The following is a 26,602-nucleotide window of genomic DNA, read 5'->3' on the forward strand; positions in this document are numbered from 1 at the left end:
TAATCTATATCATACACCTCGGTAGGATATTAAGCCTTTCGGCACCTACTGTCTACGGTATAAATGAATTCTATTTAATTACACAACATTTTTATTTTACTAAAATACACCCTGCTTGTCAAACCGGTTTATTATTTCACGACAAAGCTGGAAGGATCCACTTTAATTCCAGGGCCCATTGTAGACGTTACAGAAACGTTTTTCATGTAAGTGCCTTTTGCCGCTGCCGGTTTTGCTTTTAATAGCGCATCGTAGATTGTTGTAAAGTTTTCAACTAATTTTTCGCTGTCAAAAGAAGTTTTTCCGATTGGAACATGAACGTTCCCAGCTTTATCTACACGGTATTCAACTTTACCAGCTTTAATTTCTTTGACAGCTTTTTCAACTTCAAATGTTACCGTTCCTGTTTTAGGGTTCGGCATTAAACCTTTAGGACCTAAAATACGTCCAAGTTTACCGACTTCACCCATCATATCAGGGGTAGCCACAACAACATCGAAGTCAAACCAGCCTTGTTGAATTTTATTGATGTAGTCGCTGTCGCCGACATAATCCGCACCAGCAGCTTCCGCTTCTTTTGCTTTTTCCCCTTTAGCGAACACTAATACACGTTGTGTTTTACCTGTACCGTTCGGCAGCACAACAGCCCCGCGGATTTGCTGATCGTTTTTACGAGGATCAACGCCAAGGCGGAATGCAACTTCAACTGTCGCATCAAAGTTTGCGATATTCGTTTTCTTTACTAATTCAATTGCTTCTTTTACGTCATAAGCTTTTGAACGATCAACAAGCTTTGCAGCTTCTAAATATTTTTTACCTCTTTTTGCCATATCATTTTCCTCCTTATGTGGTTTTAGCGGAATAACCTCCCACGAATAAAGGTTGCGAACTTGAATAAACAAACTCGCAACCTACTACACCAATGCATATTGATTAGTCTTCGATCACAATGCCCATGCTTCGGGCTGTGCCTTCAACCATACGCATTGCTGCTTCAACGCTAGCTGCATTTAAGTCAGGCATTTTCGTTTCGGCAATTTCGCGAACTTTATCGCGTTTAATTGTTGCCACTTTATTACGATTCGGTTCACCAGAACCCGATTCAATTCCAGCTGCTTTTTTCAAAAGAACGGCAGCAGGCGGAGTTTTCGTAATAAATGTAAATGAACGGTCTTCAAATACCGTAATTTCAACAGGAATAATTAAGCCAGCTTGATCAGCCGTGCGAGCGTTGAACTCTTTACAGAATCCCATGATATTAACCCCAGCTTGACCGAGAGCAGGTCCTACTGGCGGCGCAGGATTAGCTTTACCTGCAGGAATCTGCAATTTCACAATTTTAATCACTTTTTTAGCCACGAGACACACCTCCTTAAGTCCGTGATGTGGTAATAGGGTAAAACCCTCCCACTCATGCAACATCCTTCTTTATATGAATGAGAGAAAGATTAATGCATCATTCAGTCTCTTTCAGAGACATATCGACTTAAGAAATATTACCATTTTTAATTAATGATTTCAAGTTTGTTTTTCTACATTTTACAATTTGGAAACTTGGGAAAAATCTAGTTCAACTGGTGTTTCACGCCCAAACATATTGACGAGAACTTTGACTTTTTTTCTATCTGTATCGATTTCTTCGATAACACCCGTGAAATTAGCAAACGGGCCGTCATTTACTTTTACCGTTTCTTTTAATTCAAAATCAACTTCCACACGAGCCTCTTCTATTCCCATGCGTTTGAAAATTGCCTGTACTTCTTCCGGCAAAAGCGGAGTTGGTTTAGATCCAGACCCTGCAGAGCCGACGAATCCGGTAACTCCGGGAGTGTTGCGAACCACATACCATGAATCATCCGTCATGATGAGCTCTACTAAAACATACCCAGGGAAAACCTTTTTTTTCGTCACTTTTTTCTTTCCGCTTTTCATATCCATTTCTTCTTCTTCAGGGACGATCACACGAAAAATTTTGTCCTGCATGCCCATTGACTCTACGCGTTTTTCTAAATTCGCTTTTACTTTATTTTCATAGCCGGAATATGTATGCACAACATACCAGTTCTTTTCCATATCAGAGGACCTTGTCCTTCCCTCCCCATTTCATTTTTAGGCAATGAAAAAACCCGTTTACCGGGTTTACTGACGGACTTATGAATAATATCTATTATATCATGGATAAAAGGCTTTTATTCAAGAATAAGCCTTAATAACTCAGAAATTCCTAAGTCGACAATAGCAAAAAATATAGCAAAAAAGGCTACCGTTGTAATGACCGTAATCGTATAGCGAACCAATTCCTTTCTTTTCGGCCAGCTGACCTTTTTCATTTCTTTTACGACATCTCGAAAAAATCCAGTCAAGCGCTGCATTTGTTTACCTCCAGAAATCCAAGAATCGTGCAATTTACTTTGTTTCCCGATGAGTGGTATGAGCTTGGCACGTTTTACAAAACTTTTTGATTTCCAACCGTTCTTCGATCGCCTTTTTCATCGTTGAATAATTTCGGCTGCCGCATTGAGAACAAGCTAGAACTATTTTTTTCCTCATATTACACCTACCGATACTTACTCTATTAAACAGTAACATAATGGCAATTTTTATGTCAATGAGTTATGAAGTAAATTCCCTCAGCTCTAAGTATCTTTCTAGCTTTCTTTTCACCCGCTGCAAGGCATTGTCAATAGATTTTACATGCCTGTTTAATTCTTCTGAAATTTCTAAATAGGAACGACCTTCCAAATAAAGGGACAACACTTTCCGTTCAAGATCAGATAATATTTCCCCCATTTTCAATTCTATATCATCAAACTTTTCCTGGTTAATGATGAGCTCTTCTGGGTCCATTACTTTTGCTCCAGATATTACATCCATCAGTGTGCGATCTGACTCTTCATCATAAATAGGTTTATCCAATGAAACATACGAGTTTAGAGGAATATGTTTTTGACGGGTAGCAGTTTTAATGGCAGTAATCATTTGGCGGGTAATGCACAACTCGGCAAAAGCCTTAAAGGAGGTAAGCTTGTCCTCTTTAAAGTCACGAATCGCTTTATATAATCCAATCATCCCCTCTTGAATTATATCCTCACGATCCGCCCCGATGAGGAAGTAGGATCTTGCCTTGACCCGCACAAAGTTCCGGTATTTTGTGATCAAGAAATCCAATGCAGCGCTGTCGCCTTTGTGGACGAGCTCTACAATTTGTTCATCTTCAAGCTTCTGCAATTTTTTTATTTTTTCCCCCTTGTTGTCTTGAACACTCATGCAAATCACCCCGACCGCGCATACAATTATTAGAAATATTATACTGCAAGATTTCCATAAACGTCAACTTATGTCAAAATTACGATAAATCTCCTCTTCTCCATTTTTCGAACCTTTCGGCAACTTCATAAGAAAGGCGAATCTTCGAAGCGGGGCGCTCGCCCTGAATTTGCTGAATTTTTTTTCGAATGCTTTCTTCAATAGACATCACTTCGTTATATAGCTCGCGCGCCGATTTTCTCAAAGCTCCCTGGGAAAAAATCGTCCATTGTTCTATATAGTCGGACGTTGCTACATAAATTTTCGTCTTAATATTTTTTAATGTTTTGGCCAGCTTTTCAATCCGTTCATCAGCGGTTTCATTTTCTCTCGTGAAAATAATTTCCACGCGATTATCCAAATATTTTTTTTCAATTCCTTTCACTAAATGAGCATCAAAAACGACAATCACCTTCATCCCTGTGTATGCTTGATATTCGGCCATCTTGTTGATCAGGATCTTCCTTGCATCCTCCAAATTGTTTTCATCTTTTAATTTTTGCAGATCAGGCCAAGCACCAATAATGTTGTATCCATCGACTAATAAAATATCCATTGGCTACTCTCCTGATGGCCGCCGTTTACGAAAAACTTCATACATTAATAGACTGGCAGCAACGGAGGCGTTCAAAGAAGTAACATGACCAACCATCGGGATTTTCACAAGGAAGTCGCACTTTTCTTTTACTAAGCGGCTGATTCCTTTCCCTTCACTGCCGATTACTAATGCAACAGGCAGTTTTCCATCAATTGTCCGATAATCGTCTTCCCCTTTTGCATCAGTGCCGTAAATCCATATACCTCTGTTTTTCAGCTCGTCAATCGTGCGCGCCAAATTTGTCACGCGGACTACGGGAACATATTCAATTGCTCCCGTTGACGTTTTTGCCACTACATTGGTTAAACCGACCGCCCGGTTTTTTGGAATAATAATGCCGTGCACTCCAGCAGCATCAGCTGTTCTCATAATCGACCCGAGATTAGCTGGATTTTCAATTTCATCTAGAATCAGAAAAAAGGGCGCTTCCCCGCGTTCGTCAGACAATTTGAACAAATCTTCAAAATCCGTATACTTATACGCAGCAACTTGTGCAATGACTCCTTGGTGGCTGCCCGAAACGATCTGATCGAGCTTTTTCTTTGGAACGAATTGAACTGCTACCCCTTTATTTTTCGCCAGCATTATAATTTGCTGCGCTTGTTTAGTATATGAATTTTCCGCAATAAACACTTTGTTAATATCCCTGTTCGATTTCAATGCTTCGATAACCGAATTCTTCCCGTATATATATTCATCCGCCACGTTCAACTCCCCCTTTCTCGTATGTTGCAGCGATTGCAGCATCTATGACGTTGTTTAGCCGATCTTGATCACCTGTTAAAAAAAGATAGCCGATTAAAGATTCGAAAGCCGTGCTGTATCGGTATGTTTGTACATCGGTATTTTTCGGCACCGTGTTTGATTTGGCATTTCGCCCTCTTTTCATTATTTCCAGCTCTTCTTCATTGAAAAAGCCGCTGTCAGTTAATGTTTTTAAAATCGCTGCCTGCGCTTTGGCTGAAACAAACGACTTCGCCAATTTATGAAGCTGGCCCGGTTTGACAGTTCCTTTTGATAACAGATGATGCCTGACAAATACTTCATATACAGCATCGCCCATATATGCTAAAACAAGACCGTTAAGCTGCCGTGCTTCTTTTATTTTTTCAAGCTCAATCATATTTATCCTCTTTTCCACCTTGTTCCTTGAGGCGTATCTTCCAATATAATGTTCATTTCCTTGAGCTGATCTCGAATTTTGTCGGCTAAAGCAAAATTTCTTTCTTTTCTAGCTTGATTTCGCTCGTTTATCAGCCTTTCAATGTCTTCGTCCAGCAGCTCTTGAACATCAAATGTCAAACCTAATACATCGCCAAATTCATTAAATAGCTGCAAAAACGCCTTAATTACTTTTTCGGAGGTGTTTTTTCTTTCCAAATAATAGTTTGCATTTTTCACTAAATCGAAAATGACAGATATAGCATTCGCCGTATTGAAATCGTCGTCCATTTCATGAATAAATTCCTTCTTTAGCCGGCTGATTTCTTCCAGCCATTTTTCATCATCATTAGTGAGATTCGCACTACTTTCCAGACGATGCTTTAAATTGATATATGAGGTGCGGATTCTTTCCAATCCGTTTTTTGTACTATCCAAAAGTTCTTTCGAATAATTGATAGGATGTCGGTAGTGTACAGATAGCATAAAAAATCGAAATACTTGTGGGTCATACTGCTTTAAAACATCTTGAACAAGAATAAAATTGCCAAGTGATTTAGACATCTTCTCATTGTTGATATTAATATAACCGTTATGCATCCAATATTTCGCAAAAGGTTTGCCGGTAAGCGCTTCGGATTGTGCGATCTCATTTTCATGATGCGGAAAAGTTAAATCTTGGCCGCCTGCATGAATATCAATTGTATCCCCTAAATATTTTCTTGCCATTGCGGAGCATTCAATATGCCATCCAGGACGTCCTTTTCCCCAAGGGCTATCCCATGAAATTTCCCCTTCTTTTGCTGCTTTCCAAAGTGCAAAATCAAGCGGATCTCTCTTTTTTTCGCCAATTTGTATTCTGGCACCGGCATGAAGCTCATCTATTGATTGATGCGAAAGCTTTCCGTATTCCTTAAAATACCGTGTTTTATAATACACATCTCCGTCGACTTCATAGGCATAATTTTTGTCAATGAGAGCTTGGATGAATTCAATGATTGTCTCCATATTTTCCGTCACACGAGGATGAACATCCGCTCTTTTGCATCCCAGTGCATCAATATCAGAAAAATAGGCCTTAATAAATCGTTCTGCAATCTCCGGAACCGTTTCGCCCAAATCATTTGCAGCTTTAATCAATTTATCATCCACATCGGTAAAATTCGACACATATTTCACATCGTACCCTCTGTACTCCAAATATCGACGAACTGTATCATATACAATGGCTGGTCTAGCATTTCCGATGTGAATATAGTTGTAAACGGTAGGACCGCAAACATACATCTTTACCTTGTTGTCCTCTAAAGGAATAAATTCTTCCTTTTTCCTGGATAATGTATTATAAATTTTGATACTCATTGAACGCCCTCCTTTTTTTTCAGATTATCTAATTCTGCCTTTAATTTTCCTATTTCTTTTTCAAGCTCTTTGAATTTATCTGAAATAGGATCCGGCAAATCTCTATGATTTAAATCTTTTCTCACCTTTTTCCCGTTTTGCACAACAACTCTCCCCGGAATGCCTACAACAGTCGAATTATCCGGAACATCGCGCAAAACGACGGAACCTGCGCCAATTTTCGAGTTTTCTCCAATCGTAATAGATCCTAATACCTTCGCGCCAGCTGCAATGAGAACATTATTTTTGATGGTAGGATGCCGTTTCCCCTTTTCTTTACCTGTTCCGCCTAATGTAACTCCTTGATATACAGTAACATTATCGCCAATTTCACAAGTCTCGCCAATAACGACACCCATGCCATGATCGATGAAAAAACGACGACCGATTTTGGCACCAGGGTGGATTTCAATTCCCGTGAAAAAGCGGCTTATTTGCGAAATGACCCTGGCGATAAAGTATAATTTCCGTTTGTAAAACGCATGCGCCAACCGATGAGCCCATATGGCGTGAAGGCCTGAATAAGTTAAGATCACTTCTAAATAAGATCTCGCAGCAGGGTCTTGGTCAAAAACGACTTCCACATCTTCTTTTAATATTTTCCACATATTTTTCTCCCTCCCATAAAAAGTAATCATAATACCCTACTGAAAAAGAAATGCGCCTCTGTAGATACAGAGACGCAAATAAGCGCGGTTCCACTCTGTTTAGGGAAAAGTATAGCTTTTCTTTTCCCTCAACTTTAACTCTTATAACGGTGAGTCTCCGCTTTTGTCTACTCCCGCTGGTTTCGACAAAAGACTCGAAGGGGCATTTCAGAAAGCGCGTGCTTAAACCTCTTTCAGCCAAAGGAGGTTCTCTCTGAAAAGCCGTTTGCTTTCTTACTTCTCCTTCTCAACGTTTTTCCGTCATCTGTTCATCAATACTATATTACAATTTTTTTAAAAAGTTAATCTAGTGCTTTTTCCAGCCTTGTGATAATCTTTTCTTTTCCTAAGAGCTCAAGGGCAAGCGGCAGCTCAGGACCGTGTGTCTGCCCGGTCGTCGCAACGCGAATCGGCATGAACAATTTTTTCCCCTTTTGACCTGTCGCCTTTTGAACTGACTTAATCGCTTTTTTGATTTCATCTGCTTTGAAATCTTGAATTGCTTTCACTTCTTCCAAAAATGCGCTTAACACGGAAGGAACTTGTTCTTCTTGAAGCACAAGCTTTCCTTCTTCATCGATCTCTATCTCTTCCTTAAAAAACATTTCGCTTAATTCGACAATTTCTGCACCGTAGCTCATTTGCTCTTGATACAGGGAAATGAGACGTTGCACCCAATCTCTTTCATCTTCTGACATATTTTCACTGATGCGCCCGGCTTTTACAAGGTGGGGCAGCGAAAGGTCGACTACTTTTTCGAGATCAAGCTTTTTCATGTACTGATTGTTCATCCATTTTAATTTCAGTGTATCGAAAACAGCAGGTGATTTTGATAATCGGTTTGGATCAAAAATTTTAATAAACTCTTCTTTGCTGAAAATCTCTTCTTCCCCAACAGGAGACCATCCTAACAAACCGATAAAATTAAAGAGCGCTTCAGGCAAATACCCTAATTCAGCATATTGTTCAATAAATTGAATGATGCTCTCATCACGCTTGCTTAATTTTTTTCTGTTTTCATTGACGATTAACGTCATATGACCAAAAACAGGCGGCTCCCATCCAAAAGCTTCATAAATCATCATTTGCTTCGGTGTATTGGAGATATGGTCTTCTCCGCGCAACACATGACTGATTTCCATTAAATGATCGTCGACGGCGACGGCAAAATTATAAGTCGGTGTTCCGTCTTTTTTCACGATGACAAAATCCCCAAAATCATCGGACTCAAAAGAAATATCTCCTTTTACGATATCGTTCCATTTATATATTTTTCCTTTTGGAACCCGGAAACGAATGCTTGGTTTCCGTCCTTCTTTTTCGAGTGCCTCTTGCTGTTCTTTAGAAAGGTGCGCGCATTTCCCTGAATATCTTGGCATTTCACCGCGATCGATTTGCGCTTGACGCTCGTTTTCAAGCTCCTCTTCCGTACAATAACATTTATACGCCAAGTCTCTTTCCAAGAGCTCTTCATAATATTTTTTATAAATGCTTGTCCGCTCCGATTGTCGATAAGGACCGTAATCTCCGCCCTTGTCTATGCTTTCGTCCCAATCAATTCCAAGCCATTTTAAATAAAAAAGCTGGCTTTGTTCTCCTCCTTCGATATTCCGCTTTTGATCGGTATCTTCAATTCGGATAATAAATTTCCCATTTTGGCTTCTAGCGAACAAATAATTAAATAATGCAGTGCGTGCGTTTCCAATATGTAAATGCCCCGTCGGACTCGGTGCATAGCGAACCCGTATTCCGTTGTCAGCCATATTTTGTCCCTCCAATAATCAAACCGTAATTCTTTAAAATATTGTACCACCAAACCATTGATGTTCAAAGATTACTTTTTCTTTTGCAATAAAACGATTGACTGTGCAGCGATTCCTTCCCCGCGTCCTGTAAACCCAAGCTCCTCCGTCGTCGTTGCTTTAACATTCACTTGGTCAAGTTCAGCCTCCAAGAGCTCCGCAATTCTAGTACGCATTTGATGGATGTAAGGCGCCATTTTTGGTTTTTGAGCAATAATTGTACAATCCGCATTGCCTAATATATAGCCTTTCTCCTTTACCAAGTTCCATACCTCTTGAAGCAATTTCGCCGAGTCAATATCTTTATATGCAGGATCCGTATCAGGAAAATGCTTGCCGATATCTCCTTCTCCAATCGCTCCCAAGCAGGCATCTGTCAATGCATGAAGAAGAACATCAGCATCAGAATGTCCAAGCAATCCTTTTTCATAAGGAATGTTGACTCCACCGATCACAAGCGGTTTTCCTTCCACAAGCTGATGAACATCAAAACCTTGTCCAATCCGAATCATTCCCTTTCCCCTCTTTCACTCTCTAAAATCGCACGGGCAAAAATCAAATCTTCAGGGGTTGTAAGCTTTATATTTGAATAATCCCCATGTACAATACAAACTTTTTCGCCAATTCTTTCTACAAGACTTGCATCGTCTGTTCCTACAAATTGATCCCTATTGGCCGCTTCATGAGCTTTTAATACGATGGAAAGACGAAAAGCTTGTGGCGTTTGAACTGCCCACAAGCTAGAACGTTCAACAGTATCAATGACTTCCATATTGCGAACCCTTTTCACAGTATCCTTTACAGGAACGGCTACGACCGCTGCGCCCTCTAAATGAGCCTTTTCAACAAGCTGATGAATGGTTTCCCTGCGAATGAAAGGCCTTGCACCGTCGTGAATTAATATTATACCATCTTCTTCAACAGCTTTTAACCCGTTGTAAACACTATATTGGCGTTCCTGTCCTCCGGGAACTAGTTTTTGCACTTTTTTTATTTTATATTTTTTCAGTAAAGAAAGAAATTCTTCACGCTCTTTCTCGTTTATGACTAGAACAATTTCGGTGCATTGAGGATCTTTTTCAAACACCATTAAAGTATGAACAATCACAGGTAAAGAATTAAGTTTGATAAACTGTTTATTTTTTCCTGCCCTCATTCTTTTCCCTTGCCCTGCAGCTGGTATGACAACCCGATATTCCATCTTCTTTCTCCCTTATTACAATGCTTTTTCCAGCAGCTTTGGCTTTGCAAAAATCATTCGTCCGGCAGATGTTTGAAGAACGCTTGTAACGAGAATATCAATATTTTTCCCGATATAGTCCCTTCCGTCCTCGACAACAATCATCGTGCCATCATCAAGATAAGCAACACCTTGGTTATGCTCTTTTCCATCCTTAATTACTTGGACATTTAACTCTTCCCCTGGTAGTACAATCGGTTTTACCGCATTGGCTAAATCGTTGATGTTCAAAACAGAGACGTTTTGGAGCTCACATACTTTATTTAAATTGAAATCGTTTGTGACCACAACGCCTTGAATGATTTTTGCCAGTTTTACAAGCTTGCTGTCGACTTCTTGTATATCTTCGAAGTCGCCTTCCCATATTTCCACTTTAATGTCCAGCTCTTTTTGGATTTTATTTAAAATATCCAGACCTCTTCTTCCTCGATTTCTTTTTAGCACATCTGAAGAATCCGCTATATGCTGAAGTTCCTCCAACACAAATTGAGGAATAATAATGGTCCCTTCTAAAAAACCTGTTTGACAAATATCTGCAATCCTGCCATCTATAATAACACTTGTATCTAATATTTTTAAGCTTTTCTTTTCAACATTTTCCTCTTCTTCTTGAGAGGCTTTCTTCTTGCTGATTCTTGCTGTAATCGAAAACAAGTTCAACAGTTCGTCGCGCTTTTTATATCCGATTTGAAAACCTAAATATCCTAAAATTATGGTTAAAAAGATCGGAACAATGTTATTGATAATTGGGTATGGAAGTTCAGATAATGAAATTCCAATCAAATAAGCAATAATCAGACCAAAAATTAATCCTAAACTGCCAAATAATACATCCGTAACCGGAGCTTTCACTAATTTCTCTTCTATAAATTTTATCCAATTCACCACATAATCCACTAGCCAGAAGGAGGTTATATAAAATAAAATTGCACCTAATATCGCCAATGTATATGGTGTCATCAGAAATGGAACATCATCAAGATTTAAGAGAAATAATAATTCCGGTATAAACAAAACACCTAACGTTCCGCCAACAAAAAAGAAAAATATTTGAACAATTCGTTTTAACATACCTCCACCTCCTTTATTTCATTATATACACTTTCAAACCTTTCAAACATCTAAAAACAAGGATTGTAAAAATATTGATAAATTACTGTAAAGGATGTGTTAGAGCTCCCTTGCAATGTTATACTGATCTTGGAGGCGCCTTAATCCTTCCTTAATTTTCCTCGCCCTAACTTCACCTATTCCTTCCACTTCATCAAGCTTTTCTACGGTAGCATTTGCAATTTGTTTCAAATTTTCAAAGGTTGTCACTAAATTTTCAATAATAACGGAAGGAAGCTTTGGTATTTTATGCAAAAACCGGTAACCTCGAGGAACAACAGGTTCATTCATATTGGTAAAATGGGGATATCCGAGCAGCTTCAATAAAACCGCATCATCTAATAATGCAGAGCTGGACAATTCTTGCAGCTCCTTTAATATAGGAATCGGATCATTCAGCCGCTCCATGCTGTAATCTTTGATAAGCATAGCCGCTTCTTTTTCAATATCTGCTAAAAGCTCGGTCATCTGAAGCTGAATCAGCTGCCCTTCTGTACCGAGTTCGTAAATATAATTAATAATTTCACTCTTAATTCGCAGCACCATTTCGATTCTATGTAAAACTTGGATCACTTCATCGATCGTGACTAAATCTTCAAACTCTAAAGATCCTAAATTATTAATGGACTGGTCAGTGGCGGATTTATACTTTTCCAACGTCCTCAACGCTTGATTGGCCTTCGTCAAAATGACGCCGATATCCCTCAAAGCATAGCGGGAATTGCCAAAATATAATGTGATGACATTTCTTCTTTCAGAAATAGCAATCACGAGATTTCCTGTTTGCTTTGCTACTCGTTCAGCTGTTCTATGCCTCATGCCTGTTTCTCTTACCTCTATGCTCGTATCCGGAACGAGCTGTGCGTTTGCGTATAAAATTTTTTGCCCTGAGTCACTTAAAATAATAGCCCCATCCATTTTAGCAAGTTCATATAAATAGGCGGGGGAAAAAGGGCAATTGATATAAAATCCCCCGTCTACAATTTGTTTGATTTTTTCGTTAAATCCTACAACAATTAGCCCCCCGGTCTTTGCGCGCAGCACGTTTTCAATTCCTTCCCGGATTGGTGTGCCTGGGGCTACAAATTGCAAGATTTCCTTAAGCGATTTCTCTTGTTTCATAGCTATCCCCCTATTGCAAGTTCGAGCGCTTCTGAAATGTTTTGCACACCGATAATTTCTATATCTTCCGGACATTTCCAACCGCCCAGATTGGCTTTCGGTAAAAAGATCCGCTTAAATCCCAGCTTGGCAGCTTCTTGTACACGCTGTTCAATTCGTGAAACCCTTCTAATTTCTCCTGTTAAACCAACCTCACCGACAAAAACATCATAAATATTCGTCGGAACATCTTTAAAGCTTGAGGCTATACTGATGCAAATTGCCAAGTCAATTGAAGGCTCGTCTAATTTCACCCCGCCGGCAACTTTTAAGTAGGCATCTTGGTTTTGGAGCAATAAACCAACACGTTTTTCCAATACCGCCATCAACAAAGAAACACGATTATGATCAATCCCATTTGCCATCCTTCTGGGGTTTCCAAAGCTTGTCGGGGTGATTAAAGCTTGTATTTCGACTAGAACAGGTCTAGTCCCTTCCATAGAGGCGACTACTGTTGAACCAGATGCACCTTTTGCACGCTCTTCTAAAAACACTTCTGACGGGTTGAGCACTTCTTTCAGACCTGCTTCCTTCATTTCAAAAATTCCTATTTCGTTAGTGGATCCGAACCTGTTTTTAACTGCCCGTAAAATTCGGTACGTATGGTGCCGGTCACCTTCAAAATACAATACAGTATCAACCATATGTTCTAAAATGCGCGGCCCTGCAATTGTGCCGTCTTTTGTTACATGGCCGACAATAAAAATTGGAATTCCCTTTGTTTTTGCCAATCTCATTAATTCAGCCGTACACTCTCGAACCTGAGATACGCTTCCAGGAGCAGAAGCAATTTCACTGTTATAAATCGTTTGAATGGAATCAATGATGACAAAAGCCGGTTCAGTTTCCAATATGGATTGAATAATGATTTCTAAGTCCGTTTCAGAAAGCACGAATAGTCTTTCGCCTTTTACCCCGAGTCGGTCGGAGCGAAGCTTTGTCTGTTTTAAAGATTCTTCTCCCGAAATGTATAAAACATCGTTCCCTCTCTCTGCCAGCTGCGAGGAGACTTGCAATAAGAGAGTGGATTTTCCAATTCCAGGATCCCCTCCAATTAAAACGAGAGACCCTTTTACAATTCCGCCTCCCAATACGCGGTTAAACTCATGAAGTCCTGTAAGCATTCTAGGTTCTTGCGCAGCTTGGATTTGATGAATTGGAGAAGGTTTGCTGACAGTGGATGATTCGGAATGACTAAAAGCAATGCGGTGTTTTCCCTTTGGCTTGATAACTTCTTCAACCATTGAATTCCATGCGCCGCACCCTGGACATTTTCCCATCCATTTCGGCGATTCATATCCGCACGATTGACAAATATATTTTGATTTGATCTTTGACATTCGGTTATTCCCCACTTTGTTCAATCGATAAACGACAATAGAATGAAAGAGAGGGGCATACGTGAAGCAGTATGCCCATTGGATTATTGAACCTTTTCTGCAGTTTTTACGACAAATTCATTATTTTGCACATCCAATACAACTTTTTGACCTTGCGAGATCGTACCTTTCAATAATTCCTCTGATAAGCGATCTTCGACATATTTTTGAATCGCTCTCCGCAACGGACGCGCTCCATATTCTAAGTCAAAGCCCTCTTCAGCCAGCTTTTCTTTTGCACGATCCGTTAATTCGAGTTCTATATCCTGTTCTTTTAATCGTTTTGTCAGCTGATCCGCCATCAGCGAAACAATTTCTTTCAAATGTTTTTTCTCTAAAGAGTGGAACACAATAATTTCGTCAATCCGGTTCAAAAATTCAGGACGAAATGCTTTTTTCAGTTCATCCATCACTTTGTTTTTCATATCTTTATAATTTTCATTTTCGTCTTGAACATTAAAGCCGACATATTTATTCCGTTTTAATTCGCTTGCCCCTACATTTGAAGTCATAATTAAAATCGTATTTCGAAAATCAACGGTGCGCCCTTTTGAGTCTGTGAGTCTTCCGTCTTCAAGCACCTGCAGCAAAATGTTAAACACATCTGGATGAGCTTTTTCAATTTCATCCAATAATACGACTGAGTATGGCTTGCGGCGCACTTTTTCCGTCAATTGTCCTCCCTCTTCATAGCCTACATATCCAGGAGGCGAACCAACGAGCCTTGACGTAGAATGCTTCTCCATATATTCTGACATATCGATTCGAATCATAGCATCTTCGTCACCAAACATTGCTTCAGCTAATGCACGGGCTAATTCCGTTTTCCCTACACCTGTCGGTCCTAAGAAGATAAATGAACCGATCGGACGCTTCGGATCTTTTAAGCCTGCACGTGCCCGTCTGACAGCTTTTGCGACTGCAGTGACAGCTTCTTCTTGACCAATAACGCGCGAGTGTAAAATTTCTTCGAGATTCAAAAGCCGCTCTGATTCTGTTTGGGCAAGTTTAACAACCGGAATTCCCGTCCAGCTTGAAACAACCATTGCAATATCCTCTACGGTCACTTCAGAATTTTCTTGACCTTGTTTTTCCTTCCATGATTTTTTCGTTTCCTCTAATTCCTCTCTGAGCCGCTGCTCTGTATCTCTTAATGAAGCTGCTTTTTCAAATTCTTGGCTTTGGACTGCAGCTTCTTTTTCTTTTCGCACTTCTTCTAATTTTTGCTCCAATTCCTTTAAATTCGGAGGTGTTGCAAATGAACGAAGACGGACTTTGGAGCCTGCTTCATCAATCAAGTCAATCGCTTTATCAGGCAGGAACCGATCGGAAATATACCGATCTGAAAGTTTAACAGCAGCTTCAATCGCCTCATCGGAAATGGATACCCGGTGGTGTGCTTCATATCGGTCTCTTAAGCCTCTTAAAATTTGAATGCTCTCTTCAATGGACGGTTCGTCGACTTGGATTGGCTGGAAGCGCCGTTCAAGTGCAGCATCCTTTTCAATATATTTACGGTATTCATCCAAAGTTGTTGCCCCAATACATTGCAATTCTCCCCGAGCCAAAGCAGGTTTTAAAATGTTGGAAGCATCAATTGCACCTTCCGCCCCGCCTGCGCCGATCAGTGTATGAAGCTCGTCAATAAATAAAATGATGTTTCCTGCTTGGCGAATTTCATCCATTACCTTTTTAAGGCGGTCCTCAAATTCCCCTCTATATTTTGTGCCAGCTACAACTGTTCCCATATCAAGGGTCATAACGCGCTTATCTCTCAAAATTTCAGGAACCTCATTATTCACAATTTGCTGAGCAAGTCCCTCTGCTATGGCAGTTTTCCCAACACCAGGTTCACCTATTAAGACAGGATTATTTTTTGTTCTTCGGCTCAAAACCTCGATGACACGCTGAATTTCTTTGCTTCGGCCGATGACTGGATCAAGTCCGCCCTCCCGTGCAACAGCCGTTAAGTCCCGCGCAAGACTATCAAGCGTCGGAGTATTTGCGTTTGTCATCGAACTTCCTTGGTGGCTTGAGGATACTTCATTGCTGCCTAACAACTGTAAAACTTGCTGACGCGCTTTGTTCAAGCTTACTCCGAGATTGTTTAAAACACGCGCAGCAACTCCCTCGCCTTCTCGAATTAATCCCAATAGGATATGTTCTGTTCCGACATAAGAATGTCCTAATTTTCTTGCTTCATCCATTGACAGTTCAATGACTTTCTTTGCTCTCGGTGTGTAATGGATCGTTTGTGAAATTTCTTGCCCCCGTCCTATCAGGCTTTCCACTTCATTTTGAATTTTTTCTGGACTTAATCCTAGAGCGTGAAGCGCTTTAGCGGCAATTCCTTCTCCTTCGCGCACGAGCCCAAGCAATATGTGCTCTGTGCCGATATTGTTATGTCCGAGTCGTACAGCTTCTTCCTGCGCTAAAGCAAGCACTTTTTGCGCCCGTTCCGTAAATCTCCCAAACATCATTGTTCATCATCCTCCCTTTGCTTCCTTTCTAATTGAAGCCTTTCACGAATTAATGTTGCCCTGCGAATATCCCGTTCATTCGGCCGTAGAACTCCTCCTGAATATTGTTGCAGAAATCCGGGCTGAATTAAAATCATAAGCTCATTTAAAACACTGCGTGGAACATTTTGAATAATCCCTAGGTCAATTCCTAAGCGCACATCTGATAAACATTGAATTGCTTCTTTCGATGGAATAATTCTGCTGTATTTGAGAGTGCCATAGGAACGATATACACGGTCTTCTAGATGATGCGGATTCGTTTTATATAAAGCATCTCTTGCAGCCCGTTCTTGAGCAATTAATTGCCCGACAACACCTATTAAATCATCGACAATATCATCTTCTGATTTGCCTAGCGTAATTTGGTTCGAAATTTGGAATATATTACCTATCGCTTCACTTCCTTCTCCGTACCGACCTCTCACAACCAATCCTAATTGATTGATAGCAGGTATAATTTGGTTAATCTGCTGTGTTAAGACAAGTCCTGGAAGGTGCATCATCACGGAAGCCCGCAAGCCGGTACCGACATTTGTTGGACAGCTAGTTAAGTAGCCCCTATGTTCATCAAATGCATAATCAACTTTTTCCTCAATCCAATCGTCAAGATTCATTGCCATTTTCAACGCTTCTTTTAGCTGAAGGCCCGGGAACAAACATTGAATTCTAATATGATCCTCCTCGTTTATCATAATGCTCACTTCTTCGTTTTCAGATAAAAGGCACCCTCCAAGTGCTGATTCTTCCATTAAATAAGGACTAATCAAATGCTTCTCTACAAGTACGCGTTTTTGAATAGGCTGAAGTTCATTCATTTTCAGCAGCACGAATGTCCCTAAACCGTCAAACACTCTTTGTGAAAATGATTCTTCAAATGTATTTAAAACAGCCAAGGCTTCTTCATTCGACATAATGGTAGGGAAGCTGATATTTTCTATATTTCGCGCCAATCTGACTCGGCTGCTCAGCACAATATCGGAATCAGGTCCTTCTTGATTCATCCAAGGGCTCATGGCTGAACGAATAAATTTTTGAAAGGACATGTCATACTCCCCTTTCGTTCCGTCCATTTATCTTCGCTTCAATGGACCGAATTTCATCCCGAACTTGAGCTGCTCTTTCGAATTCCTCTTTCGCAATTAATTCTTGCAGTTCCTGTTTAAGCATTTTCAGGCGCTTTTTCAAATGAATACTTCCACCGGTCCGTTTCGGCACTTTACCGCCGTGAGTTGTATTCCCGCCATGAACACGTTTTAAAATCGGAGTAATTTGGTGATAAAATGTTTTGTAACAATGGGAGCACCCGAATTTGCCAATTTTTGTAAATTGATCAAACGTCATATTACATTTCTCACATTGAATGACCTGATTTTTCTTGAAAACATTTTGCCCTTGGCTGCTAATGGCGCTGTCCATATTTAATAATCCGGACAATAAGTTGTTTATAGAAAAGCCTGGATTCATATTGAATATGAATACATCACTTTTTTCCTGTGCACATTTTTCACATATATGCACTTCAGTCTTTTCACCGTTGATGATTTTTGTAAAGTGGAAAGTAGCGGGCCTTTCATGACATTCTTGACAAATCATCGTCCATCACATCCTCACTTGTATTTTAACGAGGTGAGCATCGCCTTCATCATCCTTGCCCTCAATTCGTCTCGATCAGGCAAATCAATATATAAAACAGACCGATCAATTACGCTCAACATAATTTTCGCTTCTCTTTCTGAAATAACCTCTTCATCAGCCAATCTCAAAATAATATCCTCCGCCGACGATTGTGACAGCCTTTTACCAATGGCATTTAAAATTTGATTGATCAACTGGATACGGTCATTGATTCGAATTTTCATAATTCGGATATAACCGCCTCCACCCCTTTTGCTTTCGACAATGTAACCCCGTTCAATTGTAAAACGAGTGTTGATCACGTAATTGATTTGCGATGGAACACATTGAAATTTATCCGCAATTTCACTTCTTTTAATTTCAACAATTTCTTTTCCGCTTGAATCTAATACATGCTTTAAATATTGCTCGATAATATCAGATATATTCCGCACCTCGAAAAACACCTCCTTCAACTTTTTGATCGGAATTGCAAAACGCTCAAGAAATGTGCAATATCCTTGAGGGATAGGAGGCAAGATGTTTACGTAATGCTTATTTCCTAAACGATAACAACTAGTCACTTGACTTTGACTATATTTGACCTTAATTATAATATAAATTTTTTTTTGTGTCATTTCAACAAAAAAGCTCACTAATAATATTGCCATTTACAATATGGAAAAACCCGCTCTTTAAAAAACTTTTTTAACTTCTTGAAATTTCAATAATTCGTTTATGATTTCAGGCATTTCATCTTTTGGAAGGCCAATTTCAAGTAAATATGAACGCTTCGCATGTTTAGTTTCTTTTGGCTTTGACAATGTAAAATGAATTTTATAAACAGAAATATTTAATTGTTCAAGTTTCCGAGTAAATTCCACCAAATCATCTTCTGGAAGACTAACTTGTATCCATTTTTTGCTTGACTTCTCAGCAAAAAAAGCCTCCACCTTATTGAGAAAGATCAAACTCAACAATACAATCAAGGTAGAAAAAATCGCCAACGGATACATTCCTGCCCCAACGACAAGGCCAAGTCCTGCAACAACCCAAATCGAGGCTGCCGTCGTTAATCCTCTTACCGTAACCCCTCTCACTAATATCGTTCCAGCACCTAAAAAACCAATGCCGCTAATGACATAAGAAGGAATTCTTGCTGGGTCAAAACGAATATTTTCATAACGATCCATATATTCTTCAAAGCCATAAAGAGACAGCAACATCATCATGCAGGAGCCGACACCAACTAACAAATGCGTGCGAAAGCCTGCTGGATGCCGTTTAAATTCTCGTTCAAGGCCAATAAATCCACTTAAAATGACTGCTAAAACAATGCGAATCAACATAATTTGCCATTCCTCAGGCATTATCATTCCTCCTTACTATCCAAATGACTTTTTCTGTTTTGGCCATATATGAATTTTGAAATGATACAGTATTATACTTTCCCATTATATGCGATGAACAGTGCTCAATATTCAATTGTTCTTGAGTATGAGACTAAGAATGATATGAAACAAAAAAGCACTTTTAGAGCTGGCTTTAAAATCAAACGAAGCTTTCACTGCTCATATGCTTCAAGAATGGAACAGTTTATGTTTCTTGTAACGATCAATTAATTATACTCCGATTGAAGGTTTTAAAGAAAGCGAGCTTGATTTCAATAGATGCGGAGAATCTTCAGAAGAAGCGAGCTCTTAGTTGTTCGTAAATTTGTCGTTTTTGTTCGTTCTGTTTTAAGCTGTTTTGTCTGTTTGTTGTATATTTCCATTTACAAGAGGATAAAAGAGGCTTGAGCTTGTCAAATCACATGCAGTGAATAATTGTTTCGTCCATACTTTTTTACAAGGATAAGCAAATCTCGCCTCCATCGCTTTTCTCAGATTAATTAAAACGGTTTGCATCATTCAAATCAATTAAAGATGTTTTTGTAACAGCAAAAATATCCATTTCGGCTTTCGACAATTTTCTCGAAAAATTGGCTTTTAGACTGTCATTTCTTAATTTTTCATTTTATGATCATAACGGAAAGTATTGCAACGGAAAAACATCACAAAAAGCTAAAAAAGAAGCCGATTCCTCCACCGCCTTCGCTATACACGAGAGGCGGTGGTCATATCGGCAAAAAAATAAGATGAAAGGTATTTATTCTATGTCACGATTAATAATTTTAGGCGGATCTAAGTTTTTAATAACGGGCTCTCTAGACTTTATATCTGCATACGTATTGATAATTTCCGGATCATAAATAATTTGCAGCCTAGAAAGCTTGCCTATTTGGTTTTGTGCACCTTCAAAATAATCGTTATTCGTAATCCTTTGTGCTCCCTCAAAATATCGATTACTAGCACGCCCTCTTATCGCATTTAAAACAATGCGCCTCGCTGATATTCCTCCTTCTATACGAATATTTGAACCAACTCCAAACATTTCTAATGCTTGTTCTGAATAGAAAAACCCTTTAATATTACTAGGTTCATCCTGGTTAACGCTATTATTTCTAATGTTTATATTTCCTTTTGCAAAAATAATTAATGAACCGTTTTGACCTAATCCATTGATGCGCGAATATTCAATCGTCACATCCCCCATTACATACATAATTGAATTAAATTCCGCATCAGCCCCTCTAATCGTCAGATCACCGTTCACAAATATGGGGCCGTCCACCCGAATTTTGTCATAATTATTTGGGTTGTACGAATTAGATCCGTTGCCAATTGTTAAATCTTTCTCTATATAGGCTCCCTCCTTAAAGGTGGTCTGTCTGAATTGATTATTTGAATTGCGAATTGTTAATGAACCTGCAGTGGCAAAGCTTTTAAAAAGATTATTCCCAGTAAATGTGTAATCTCCATCGTATTTCTCACACCTTATTAAAATACATTCATCATGACTCGCATAAACTTTGTCATTAGGCCAATTTTGGTTTGAGATTAGTTCATTATTAGCTTTTATGATCGTTACACCAGGAGAATTATGTTTATAATAAAAAACTGATTTTTGTGCAGGAATTTGAATGTCATCACGGATCGGCTGCCTTTTTACAATAACCGGGGCTTGCCGATTGTAAAAAGCATCATCAATACGATCTGTTAGCTTTGTATAAGAACTTCCAAAATTAGAAGTTGTAATATGTTGTCCATATGGAGGGGTATGATTAAAGGTAAAAATATTTCCGCCAAGTAGTAAATTTGCATTTGCTTTTCCTTGTGCCGGCAAAATGCTCGGGTAAACGGACGCAATCCATTTCTCACCACTTAAATATGCATATCCGCGGTTCGTTATGATTAAATTCCCGTCTACCTTCATATCCCCTGTGATTGAAACCCCGCCGTGCAAAAACAAATTTCCTTCACCAGGTATACAGGTATTTGGAGTTTTACATAATTTGTTGGCACCGAGCGCATAATGTAACGTCTCCAAAACAGATTGTGCACCAATTTCAACTTCTGAAATAACCGTTTTTTCCTTGCCATCAACAAATCCTCTGCTTAAAAAGGTTATCTTCTTCTTTAGCGGGTTTTCTTCACCATTTTCTATTACATTTTCTATATTTCGTATATATACTCGATATTCACCAGTTGCGCCAGTATTGTGAACACTATTTACCTCGTCTTTATAGCGATTTAAAATCGTATTTAATTTCGTTATAAACTCGCTGCGGGTAATTCCTTCTTCTCCGAGTTCATTTTTCAAATCACTTTGAATCTGACTCGTAATATGCTCAATTCCTTTATTCGCTAATTCACGAGCTTGAACATAATCCTCGCTTGTTTGATTTCTTTTCACCCCAGATAAAGCCACTGTCAAAACGGAAACAGACAAGACTGTAAATAGTAAAAAGATCAACATGGTTAAGATTAAGGAGTATCCTTTTTCATTCATTATGATTTTCATTATTATTTTGCACTCCTTTTCGATCATCAATAATGTTCACAATACTTTTCAGTTCCATTGTTTGCTGTGTTTTAGTAGATTGTAAAACTAACAAAATTTCAAACACATCTTCTCGTTCCGTTTCTATCAATTTGGATTCGCGAGAAAGCACGATATTTTTGTTTGTTAACGACAATTCTTTGTTATTAATCACTACGCGTGAATGTTCATGATCAAAACCAATTTTGCTGCCGTCATTTTTAATTAAAAAGTAGTTACCTCCCGCATCCGGCAATTTCCGCTCCTGAATCTCACTAACCTTTAACACAAACAACTCATCAATTAAATGGGCGAGTATATAATCTGCTTCATCGCGCAAGGCTGCTTCTTCCATCGCACGGTCATATGTTTTTAATCCGCTAAAAAGAACGGAGTAAGCGATCAGTCCGATAACAGACCCCAATAAAACCACTGAAAGAACTTCTACTAACGTAATTCCTTTATTAGAGGATATGATTTTTTTACTCATAGCTCACATACCCTTCAACCTTTGAAGAAATGGGTGTTTTTGAATTTTTTAAATTCACTTCAACAAGTACATTCAATAATCGAATCTTTTTTTCATCAGCAGTTTGACTGACCGTTACTTGAACTTCATACGTTTTATTATTTATAAGCGGAGAAAACAAAAGTTCACATTCATCGGGATCTGGACGGTTCGAGCAGCTGTCAGAAGTATAAACTTGCGGCTGATTAAAGCGATCATTATCTGGTTCATCAATATAAGAAAAAGGATTCATCTTAATTCTTTCCATTGTTGATTTCGCCAGATGAATTGCCACTAATTGATCATTGTTTACTACAGTTGTTTTATTAGTAAAAACAAAAAGATTAAGAAATGCCAAAATAATGATGGAAAGAATGACGAGAGAAATTAGTATCTCCACAAGTGTAAACCCGTCCATTTTCTTCACAATCTTCATTTTCATAGAATATTCACCCATTTTTTTAAATATTAAGTAATAGTCGCAATGGCTGTAGTGAATTGGAACTATATCCTCTGAAATTGGACTTTTTGACTAAAAAACCATTGTCTTAAACGAATCATAATAATAGAATGTAAGTATATGGAACATTTTTACTAAATCCGTAAAAATTTTTCTCTCCAAAATTTGCTATGATTATACAAAAATACATTATTTATTACTTTTATTTTACTTCAAAATAAAGCCTTTTAGACTAAAAGAAAACAATATTTTTACTATTTATTCAAATTTTTACATTTTATTGTGGATGAATTGCTGTAATTTTGCTATTATTATACAAAATATTTTATCTTCGTTGCTTTCATTTTACTCCAAAATAGGTCTTTTTAACTAAATAAAGCTGTATTTTTTACCTATTTTGTAAAATTTTATATTTTTACAGGCTGAATTAGACAAATCAATTGTACTTCTTCTTTTACTCATACGATGAAGAAACAAGCTCTAAGGAACTGGAGCCTTGCGCAATCAACCGCGCTTCTAAAAGATCCCGAATATTGGCATTGAAATGAAAAGTCAACCTTAGTAATATATATTTATTTGCCGGTTTCAGTCTTCTAAGCTTGATCAGACAAATGATACATAGAAAGGCAGGTTCTTTATGAGCAGGATGAAAAGGTTAATGGCTTTGTTTTTTTCTTTCATAATCGTTATATCAGCTGCGACCATTAGTTTCGGAACTCCCCATATCGCAAACGCTGCCTTTACAATTCCTGATGGTTCTACAGTCGGAGGAATTGATGTCGGTGGAATGACTGTTGATGAAGCTAAAGACATTTTATCAGATAAGATCAATGAGTGGAAAAATCAAAGTGATATGACGATTGAATCACCCACGGAAATATTAACCATTCCATCTGAAGATATTCAGTATGATCTGAAATCAAACGATGGATCAATTGCTCGAAAAAACAAAAACACCGTGGTATGCCTTCTTTATTAAAAAAAAATCAGTTGATCTGCCGTTGGTTGTAAAAGTGAATATAACGGATGAAGAACTTTCAGAATGGCCGAACCATATTGATAAAGTCAAAACGATAAACAACGTTGAAACAACGGCCTCTTATTTAGGAGAACATAACATTCAAGCGGTTTTAACAGAAGCAAACGAACAAAATGATGTAATTGCTGAAGCAAGCTGGAATATTCCGAAAGACTATATCTTTTTAGATGAGTTAGTAGAAGAATTAAATGGAAAAAAGATAACACCTGGAAATTCATTTTCGTTTTTGCAGCAAGTGGCAAATGAGGTGAGTTATTTTAGGGAGGATGATGGAAATTTCGTCGTTTCTATGCTGTATTCTTTGCTCCTGCAAACAAATGTAGAGATTATTGAGCGCCATTCGCAGCGAGTGATTCCGGTCTATTCAAAAGCAGGGATTGAAGCAAAAGTCAGTCAAACAGATGATAAAGATTTCGTCGTTTCAAATCCTGGACCTTATATATACACAATTCAAGCTGAAAAAAACGGGTCAAAATTGAAAATGGCGATCTTGTCCGCACCTCAAAAAACAAAATATCAATACAAAATTGAAAATAAAGAAGATATTCATTATCGCACCATTTATCGTTATAAAAAGGATTTACAGCCATGCTGCAAGCGCGTTATACAAAACGGTGTAAATGGTCAGCGAGTGGAAGTATACCGAGTGTCAGTAGCCGAAAACGGCGCGGAGCTTTCCCGTGAGTTGATTAGCACTGATTTTTACTTGCCTGTACCTGAAATCATTTTATTAGCATTACCTTCTTCTGAAAATCAAAATAATAATGCGAATAGCGAAAATGACCAAACAAATACGAATAATAGCCAAGCGGATCCTAGTAATGCAAATCCTGATCATTCAACAAATACGGACCAAACGAAGCAAAAGGATATAAATACGGACAATGGTACCGACGGGACTGAAAGCATGGGGCAAGACCGTTTTCAAGACGAAGAGGAATTTGAAAAGCAATTAATGGAGGAAAGTGTGGAGGAAGAGCCGGAATATGTGAAATAAGGGCAACGCCCGTTAGCGGAAAAAATCTGAATGAATTCGATAAAGCCAGCATCTTTGGAGGTGAACGGAAATTGTCCAGAAAACGTTTAGGAGACTTGCTTTTAGAAGCTGGACTCATTACAAATGAACAATTAAACCAAACATTAAAAAATAAGTTACCGGATGAAAAATTAGGGGATGCCCTGCTGAGAGAAGGCTTTATTACCGAGCAGCAGCTGATTGAAGTATTGGAATTCCAATTAGGAATACCGCATATCAATATTTATCAATATCCAATTGATCAAGATGTTCTTCAATTAATTCCAAAAGAGCTGGCAAAAAGGCATTATGTGATGCCAATCCGAAAAGATAAAAATAAACTTTTTGTTGCAATGGCGGATCCGATGGACTATTTCGCTATAGAAGAATTGAGAATGGCAACAGGATGCCATATTGAACCCGCTATTGCGACAAAAGATGAATTATATCGAACGATCACAAAATATTATGATCTTCAAGAATCGATGGAAGAGATCATGAGTGATCTTTCACCAAAGGATTCAATGGATGAAGCAAAAGTAACGGATGAAGATTCTCCTGTTGTTCGTCTTGTCAACCAAATCATTGCCAACGGTCTTGCCCAGCGTGCCAGTGATATCCACTTTGACCCGCAAGAAACGGACGTAAAGGTCCGCTACCGGGTCGACGGCATTTTACGTTTAGAGCGGTCACTGCCAAAACATATGCAAAATGTCATCATTGCCCGGATTAAAATTATGGCAAACTTAAATATTACAGAAAATAGATTGCCGCAGGACGGCCGAATTAAAACAACGATTAATTTTAAACCGGTGGATATTCGTGTCGCCACGCTGCCGACAATTTTTGGCGAAAAAGTCGTGATGCGGATTCTTGATTTAAGCAATGTATTAAACAGTGTGGAAAAAATCGGTTTTACAGATGAAAATTTGGAAAAATTTATTACTATGCTAAAGCAGCCAAATGGAATAATATTAATCACTGGACCTACAGGATCCGGAAAGTCGTCGACATTGTATGCAGCTTTAAATCAGTTAAATTCAGAGGATGTAAATATCATCACGGTTGAAGATCCTGTCGAATACCAGATCGAAGGAGTCAATCAAATTCAAGTAAATGAAGATATCGGCCTGACATTCGCCAATGGGCTTCGCTCGATTTTGCGCCAGGACCCGGATATTATTATGATCGGCGAAATTCGTGATACAGAAACAGCACAAATTGCCATTCGGGCGTCACTTACAGGTCATTTAGTATTAAGTACTCTACATACGAATAGTGCAGTTGCTGCTTTAACGAGATTAATCGATATGGGCATTGAACCGTATCTCATATCGTCTTCAATCATTGGCATTGTAGCCCAGCGTTTAGTTCGACGAGTGTGCCGGGATTGCCGCGAAATCGTCCGCCCGACTGAAAGAGAAAAAGAAATTTTTGCGAATAGAGGCCTTGAAATCGAGACGGTTGCAAAAGGCAAAGGCTGTCCGAGCTGCAACATGACCGGCTACCGCGGGCGCCTAGCCATTCAAGAGGTATTGCCGATCGATGCGGAGATTCGTGAACTCATCATGAATAATACGTCAACTTCTTATTTGCAAAATTTTGTACGGGAAAAAGGATTAAAATTTTTAATCGATGACGGTTTGCTGAAAGTAAAAGAGGGATTAACGACAACAGAAGAAATTTTACGCGTCGCTGTCCTCGAGTAGGAGGTGGGC

The 26,602-nt window shown here is 38.8% G+C and carries 28 protein-coding genes and 2 other annotated features (1 of these 30 running past the window's edge); of the genes, 3 read left to right on the forward strand and 25 right to left on the reverse strand.

Annotated elements, in window-relative coordinates; translation table 11 throughout:
• Positions 1-76 (reverse strand) — a sequence feature (ribosomal protein L10 leader region); it reaches 68 nt to the left of the window's first position.
• A gap of 55 nt (positions 77-131) precedes the next feature.
• From rplA to ACVIJU_RS01445, 25 genes are all read right to left on the reverse strand, one after another.
• Positions 132-830, reverse strand: a complete 699-nt coding sequence (rplA, locus tag ACVIJU_RS01325) for a 50S ribosomal protein L1 (RefSeq protein WP_063387146.1) — start codon at positions 828-830, stop codon at positions 132-134.
• A gap of 103 nt (positions 831-933) precedes the next feature.
• A complete protein-coding gene (rplK, locus tag ACVIJU_RS01330; RefSeq protein ID WP_063387145.1) occupies positions 934-1,359 on the reverse strand; it encodes a 50S ribosomal protein L11 in 426 nt (141 codons plus the stop codon).
• A gap of 180 nt (positions 1,360-1,539) precedes the next feature.
• Complete coding sequence (nusG, locus tag ACVIJU_RS01335) at positions 1,540-2,073, reverse strand: transcription termination/antitermination protein NusG (protein ID WP_063387144.1); 534 nt, start codon at positions 2,071-2,073, stop codon at positions 1,540-1,542.
• A 116-nt stretch (positions 2,074-2,189) separates the two neighbouring features.
• Positions 2,190-2,372 (reverse strand): preprotein translocase subunit SecE, encoded by a 183-nt coding sequence (gene secE, locus ACVIJU_RS01340; protein WP_063387143.1) that lies wholly within the window; start codon positions 2,370-2,372, stop codon positions 2,190-2,192.
• 34 nt (positions 2,373-2,406) lie between these two features.
• Entirely contained in the window at positions 2,407-2,550 is a 144-nt protein-coding gene (gene rpmG / locus ACVIJU_RS01345; protein WP_082830258.1) for a 50S ribosomal protein L33, read from the reverse strand.
• 63 nt (positions 2,551-2,613) lie between these two features.
• Positions 2,614-3,267, reverse strand: coding sequence for an RNA polymerase sporulation sigma factor SigH (gene sigH / locus ACVIJU_RS01350; RefSeq protein ID WP_117017140.1), 654 nt, complete (start codon positions 3,265-3,267; stop codon positions 2,614-2,616).
• A 79-nt stretch (positions 3,268-3,346) separates the two neighbouring features.
• A complete protein-coding gene (locus ACVIJU_RS01355) occupies positions 3,347-3,862 on the reverse strand; it encodes an NYN domain-containing protein (RefSeq protein WP_456687177.1) in 516 nt (171 codons plus the stop codon).
• A 3-nt stretch (positions 3,863-3,865) separates the two neighbouring features.
• Positions 3,866-4,609: a 23S rRNA (guanosine(2251)-2'-O)-methyltransferase RlmB gene (gene rlmB, locus ACVIJU_RS01360; RefSeq protein WP_327857008.1), complete on the reverse strand. Its 744-nt coding sequence runs from the start codon at positions 4,607-4,609 to the stop codon at positions 3,866-3,868.
• Positions 4,599-5,027 carry a Mini-ribonuclease 3 gene (locus ACVIJU_RS01365; protein ID WP_456687178.1) on the reverse strand — a complete coding sequence of 143 codons (429 nt, stop codon included), beginning with the start codon at positions 5,025-5,027 and terminating at the stop codon, positions 4,599-4,601. Before ACVIJU_RS01365 ends, rlmB begins: the two co-directional genes overlap by 11 nt.
• A gap of 2 nt (positions 5,028-5,029) precedes the next feature.
• Entirely contained in the window at positions 5,030-6,427 is a 1,398-nt protein-coding gene (gene cysS / locus ACVIJU_RS01370) for a cysteine--tRNA ligase (protein ID WP_339198292.1), read from the reverse strand.
• Complete coding sequence (gene cysE / locus ACVIJU_RS01375; RefSeq protein WP_327863047.1) at positions 6,424-7,104, reverse strand: serine O-acetyltransferase; 681 nt, start codon at positions 7,102-7,104, stop codon at positions 6,424-6,426. The genes cysS and cysE overlap by 4 nt, the downstream gene beginning before the upstream one ends.
• Before the next feature lie 35 nt (positions 7,105-7,139).
• Positions 7,140-7,373 (reverse strand) — a binding site (T-box leader).
• A 42-nt stretch (positions 7,374-7,415) separates the two neighbouring features.
• Entirely contained in the window at positions 7,416-8,876 is a 1,461-nt protein-coding gene (gltX, locus tag ACVIJU_RS01380; protein WP_063387136.1) for a glutamate--tRNA ligase, read from the reverse strand.
• A 71-nt stretch (positions 8,877-8,947) separates the two neighbouring features.
• A complete protein-coding gene (gene ispF / locus ACVIJU_RS01385; RefSeq protein ID WP_063387135.1) occupies positions 8,948-9,427 on the reverse strand; it encodes a 2-C-methyl-D-erythritol 2,4-cyclodiphosphate synthase in 480 nt (159 codons plus the stop codon).
• A complete protein-coding gene (ispD, locus tag ACVIJU_RS01390) occupies positions 9,424-10,116 on the reverse strand; it encodes a 2-C-methyl-D-erythritol 4-phosphate cytidylyltransferase (protein WP_063387134.1) in 693 nt (230 codons plus the stop codon). The genes ispF and ispD overlap by 4 nt, the downstream gene beginning before the upstream one ends.
• Before the next feature lie 15 nt (positions 10,117-10,131).
• Positions 10,132-11,226: a PIN/TRAM domain-containing protein gene (locus ACVIJU_RS01395; protein ID WP_063387133.1), complete on the reverse strand. Its 1,095-nt coding sequence runs from the start codon at positions 11,224-11,226 to the stop codon at positions 10,132-10,134.
• 99 nt (positions 11,227-11,325) lie between these two features.
• Positions 11,326-12,387, reverse strand: coding sequence for a DNA integrity scanning diadenylate cyclase DisA (gene disA / locus ACVIJU_RS01400; protein WP_063387132.1), 1,062 nt, complete (start codon positions 12,385-12,387; stop codon positions 11,326-11,328).
• A 2-nt stretch (positions 12,388-12,389) separates the two neighbouring features.
• Entirely contained in the window at positions 12,390-13,766 is a 1,377-nt protein-coding gene (radA, locus tag ACVIJU_RS01405; protein WP_063387131.1) for a DNA repair protein RadA, read from the reverse strand.
• An 83-nt stretch (positions 13,767-13,849) separates the two neighbouring features.
• The gene (gene clpC, locus ACVIJU_RS01410; RefSeq protein ID WP_063387130.1) at positions 13,850-16,285 is read right to left on the reverse strand and encodes an ATP-dependent protease ATP-binding subunit ClpC; all 2,436 of its coding nucleotides are present in this window, start codon (positions 16,283-16,285) and stop codon (positions 13,850-13,852) included.
• On the reverse strand, positions 16,282-17,370 hold the full coding sequence (locus tag ACVIJU_RS01415) for a protein arginine kinase (protein ID WP_063387129.1): 1,089 nt from the start codon (positions 17,368-17,370) through the stop codon (positions 16,282-16,284). The genes clpC and ACVIJU_RS01415 overlap by 4 nt, the downstream gene beginning before the upstream one ends.
• Before the next feature lies 1 nt (position 17,371).
• Positions 17,372-17,920 (reverse strand): UvrB/UvrC motif-containing protein, encoded by a 549-nt coding sequence (locus ACVIJU_RS01420; RefSeq protein WP_063387128.1) that lies wholly within the window; start codon positions 17,918-17,920, stop codon positions 17,372-17,374.
• A 14-nt stretch (positions 17,921-17,934) separates the two neighbouring features.
• On the reverse strand, positions 17,935-18,396 hold the full coding sequence (locus tag ACVIJU_RS01425) for a CtsR family transcriptional regulator (RefSeq protein WP_063387474.1): 462 nt from the start codon (positions 18,394-18,396) through the stop codon (positions 17,935-17,937).
• A gap of 240 nt (positions 18,397-18,636) precedes the next feature.
• Positions 18,637-19,311 carry an MgtC/SapB family protein gene (locus ACVIJU_RS01430; protein ID WP_232515631.1) on the reverse strand — a complete coding sequence of 225 codons (675 nt, stop codon included), beginning with the start codon at positions 19,309-19,311 and terminating at the stop codon, positions 18,637-18,639.
• A 778-nt stretch (positions 19,312-20,089) separates the two neighbouring features.
• A complete protein-coding gene (locus tag ACVIJU_RS01435; protein WP_063387126.1) occupies positions 20,090-21,844 on the reverse strand; it encodes a hypothetical protein in 1,755 nt (584 codons plus the stop codon).
• Positions 21,825-22,352 (reverse strand): hypothetical protein, encoded by a 528-nt coding sequence (locus tag ACVIJU_RS01440; RefSeq protein ID WP_063387125.1) that lies wholly within the window; start codon positions 22,350-22,352, stop codon positions 21,825-21,827. Before ACVIJU_RS01440 ends, ACVIJU_RS01435 begins: the two co-directional genes overlap by 20 nt.
• Complete coding sequence (locus ACVIJU_RS01445; protein ID WP_162877035.1) at positions 22,345-22,812, reverse strand: type IV pilus modification PilV family protein; 468 nt, start codon at positions 22,810-22,812, stop codon at positions 22,345-22,347. Before ACVIJU_RS01445 ends, ACVIJU_RS01440 begins: the two co-directional genes overlap by 8 nt.
• Before the next feature lie 676 nt (positions 22,813-23,488).
• Here ACVIJU_RS01445 and ACVIJU_RS01450 point away from each other — a divergent pair.
• From ACVIJU_RS01450 to ACVIJU_RS01460, 3 genes are all read left to right on the forward strand, one after another.
• Positions 23,489-23,809 carry a hypothetical protein gene (locus ACVIJU_RS01450; protein WP_456687179.1) on the forward strand — a complete coding sequence of 107 codons (321 nt, stop codon included), beginning with the start codon at positions 23,489-23,491 and terminating at the stop codon, positions 23,807-23,809.
• Positions 23,766-24,866: a G5 domain-containing protein gene (locus ACVIJU_RS01455; RefSeq protein ID WP_456687180.1), complete on the forward strand. Its 1,101-nt coding sequence runs from the start codon at positions 23,766-23,768 to the stop codon at positions 24,864-24,866. The genes ACVIJU_RS01450 and ACVIJU_RS01455 overlap by 44 nt, the downstream gene beginning before the upstream one ends.
• 71 nt (positions 24,867-24,937) lie before the next feature.
• Positions 24,938-26,593 (forward strand): GspE/PulE family protein, encoded by a 1,656-nt coding sequence (locus ACVIJU_RS01460; RefSeq protein WP_117017144.1) that lies wholly within the window; start codon positions 24,938-24,940, stop codon positions 26,591-26,593.
• Positions 26,594-26,602: the final 9 nt, after the last annotated feature.

This window comes from Aeribacillus sp. SP014 (genome assembly GCF_054055575.1).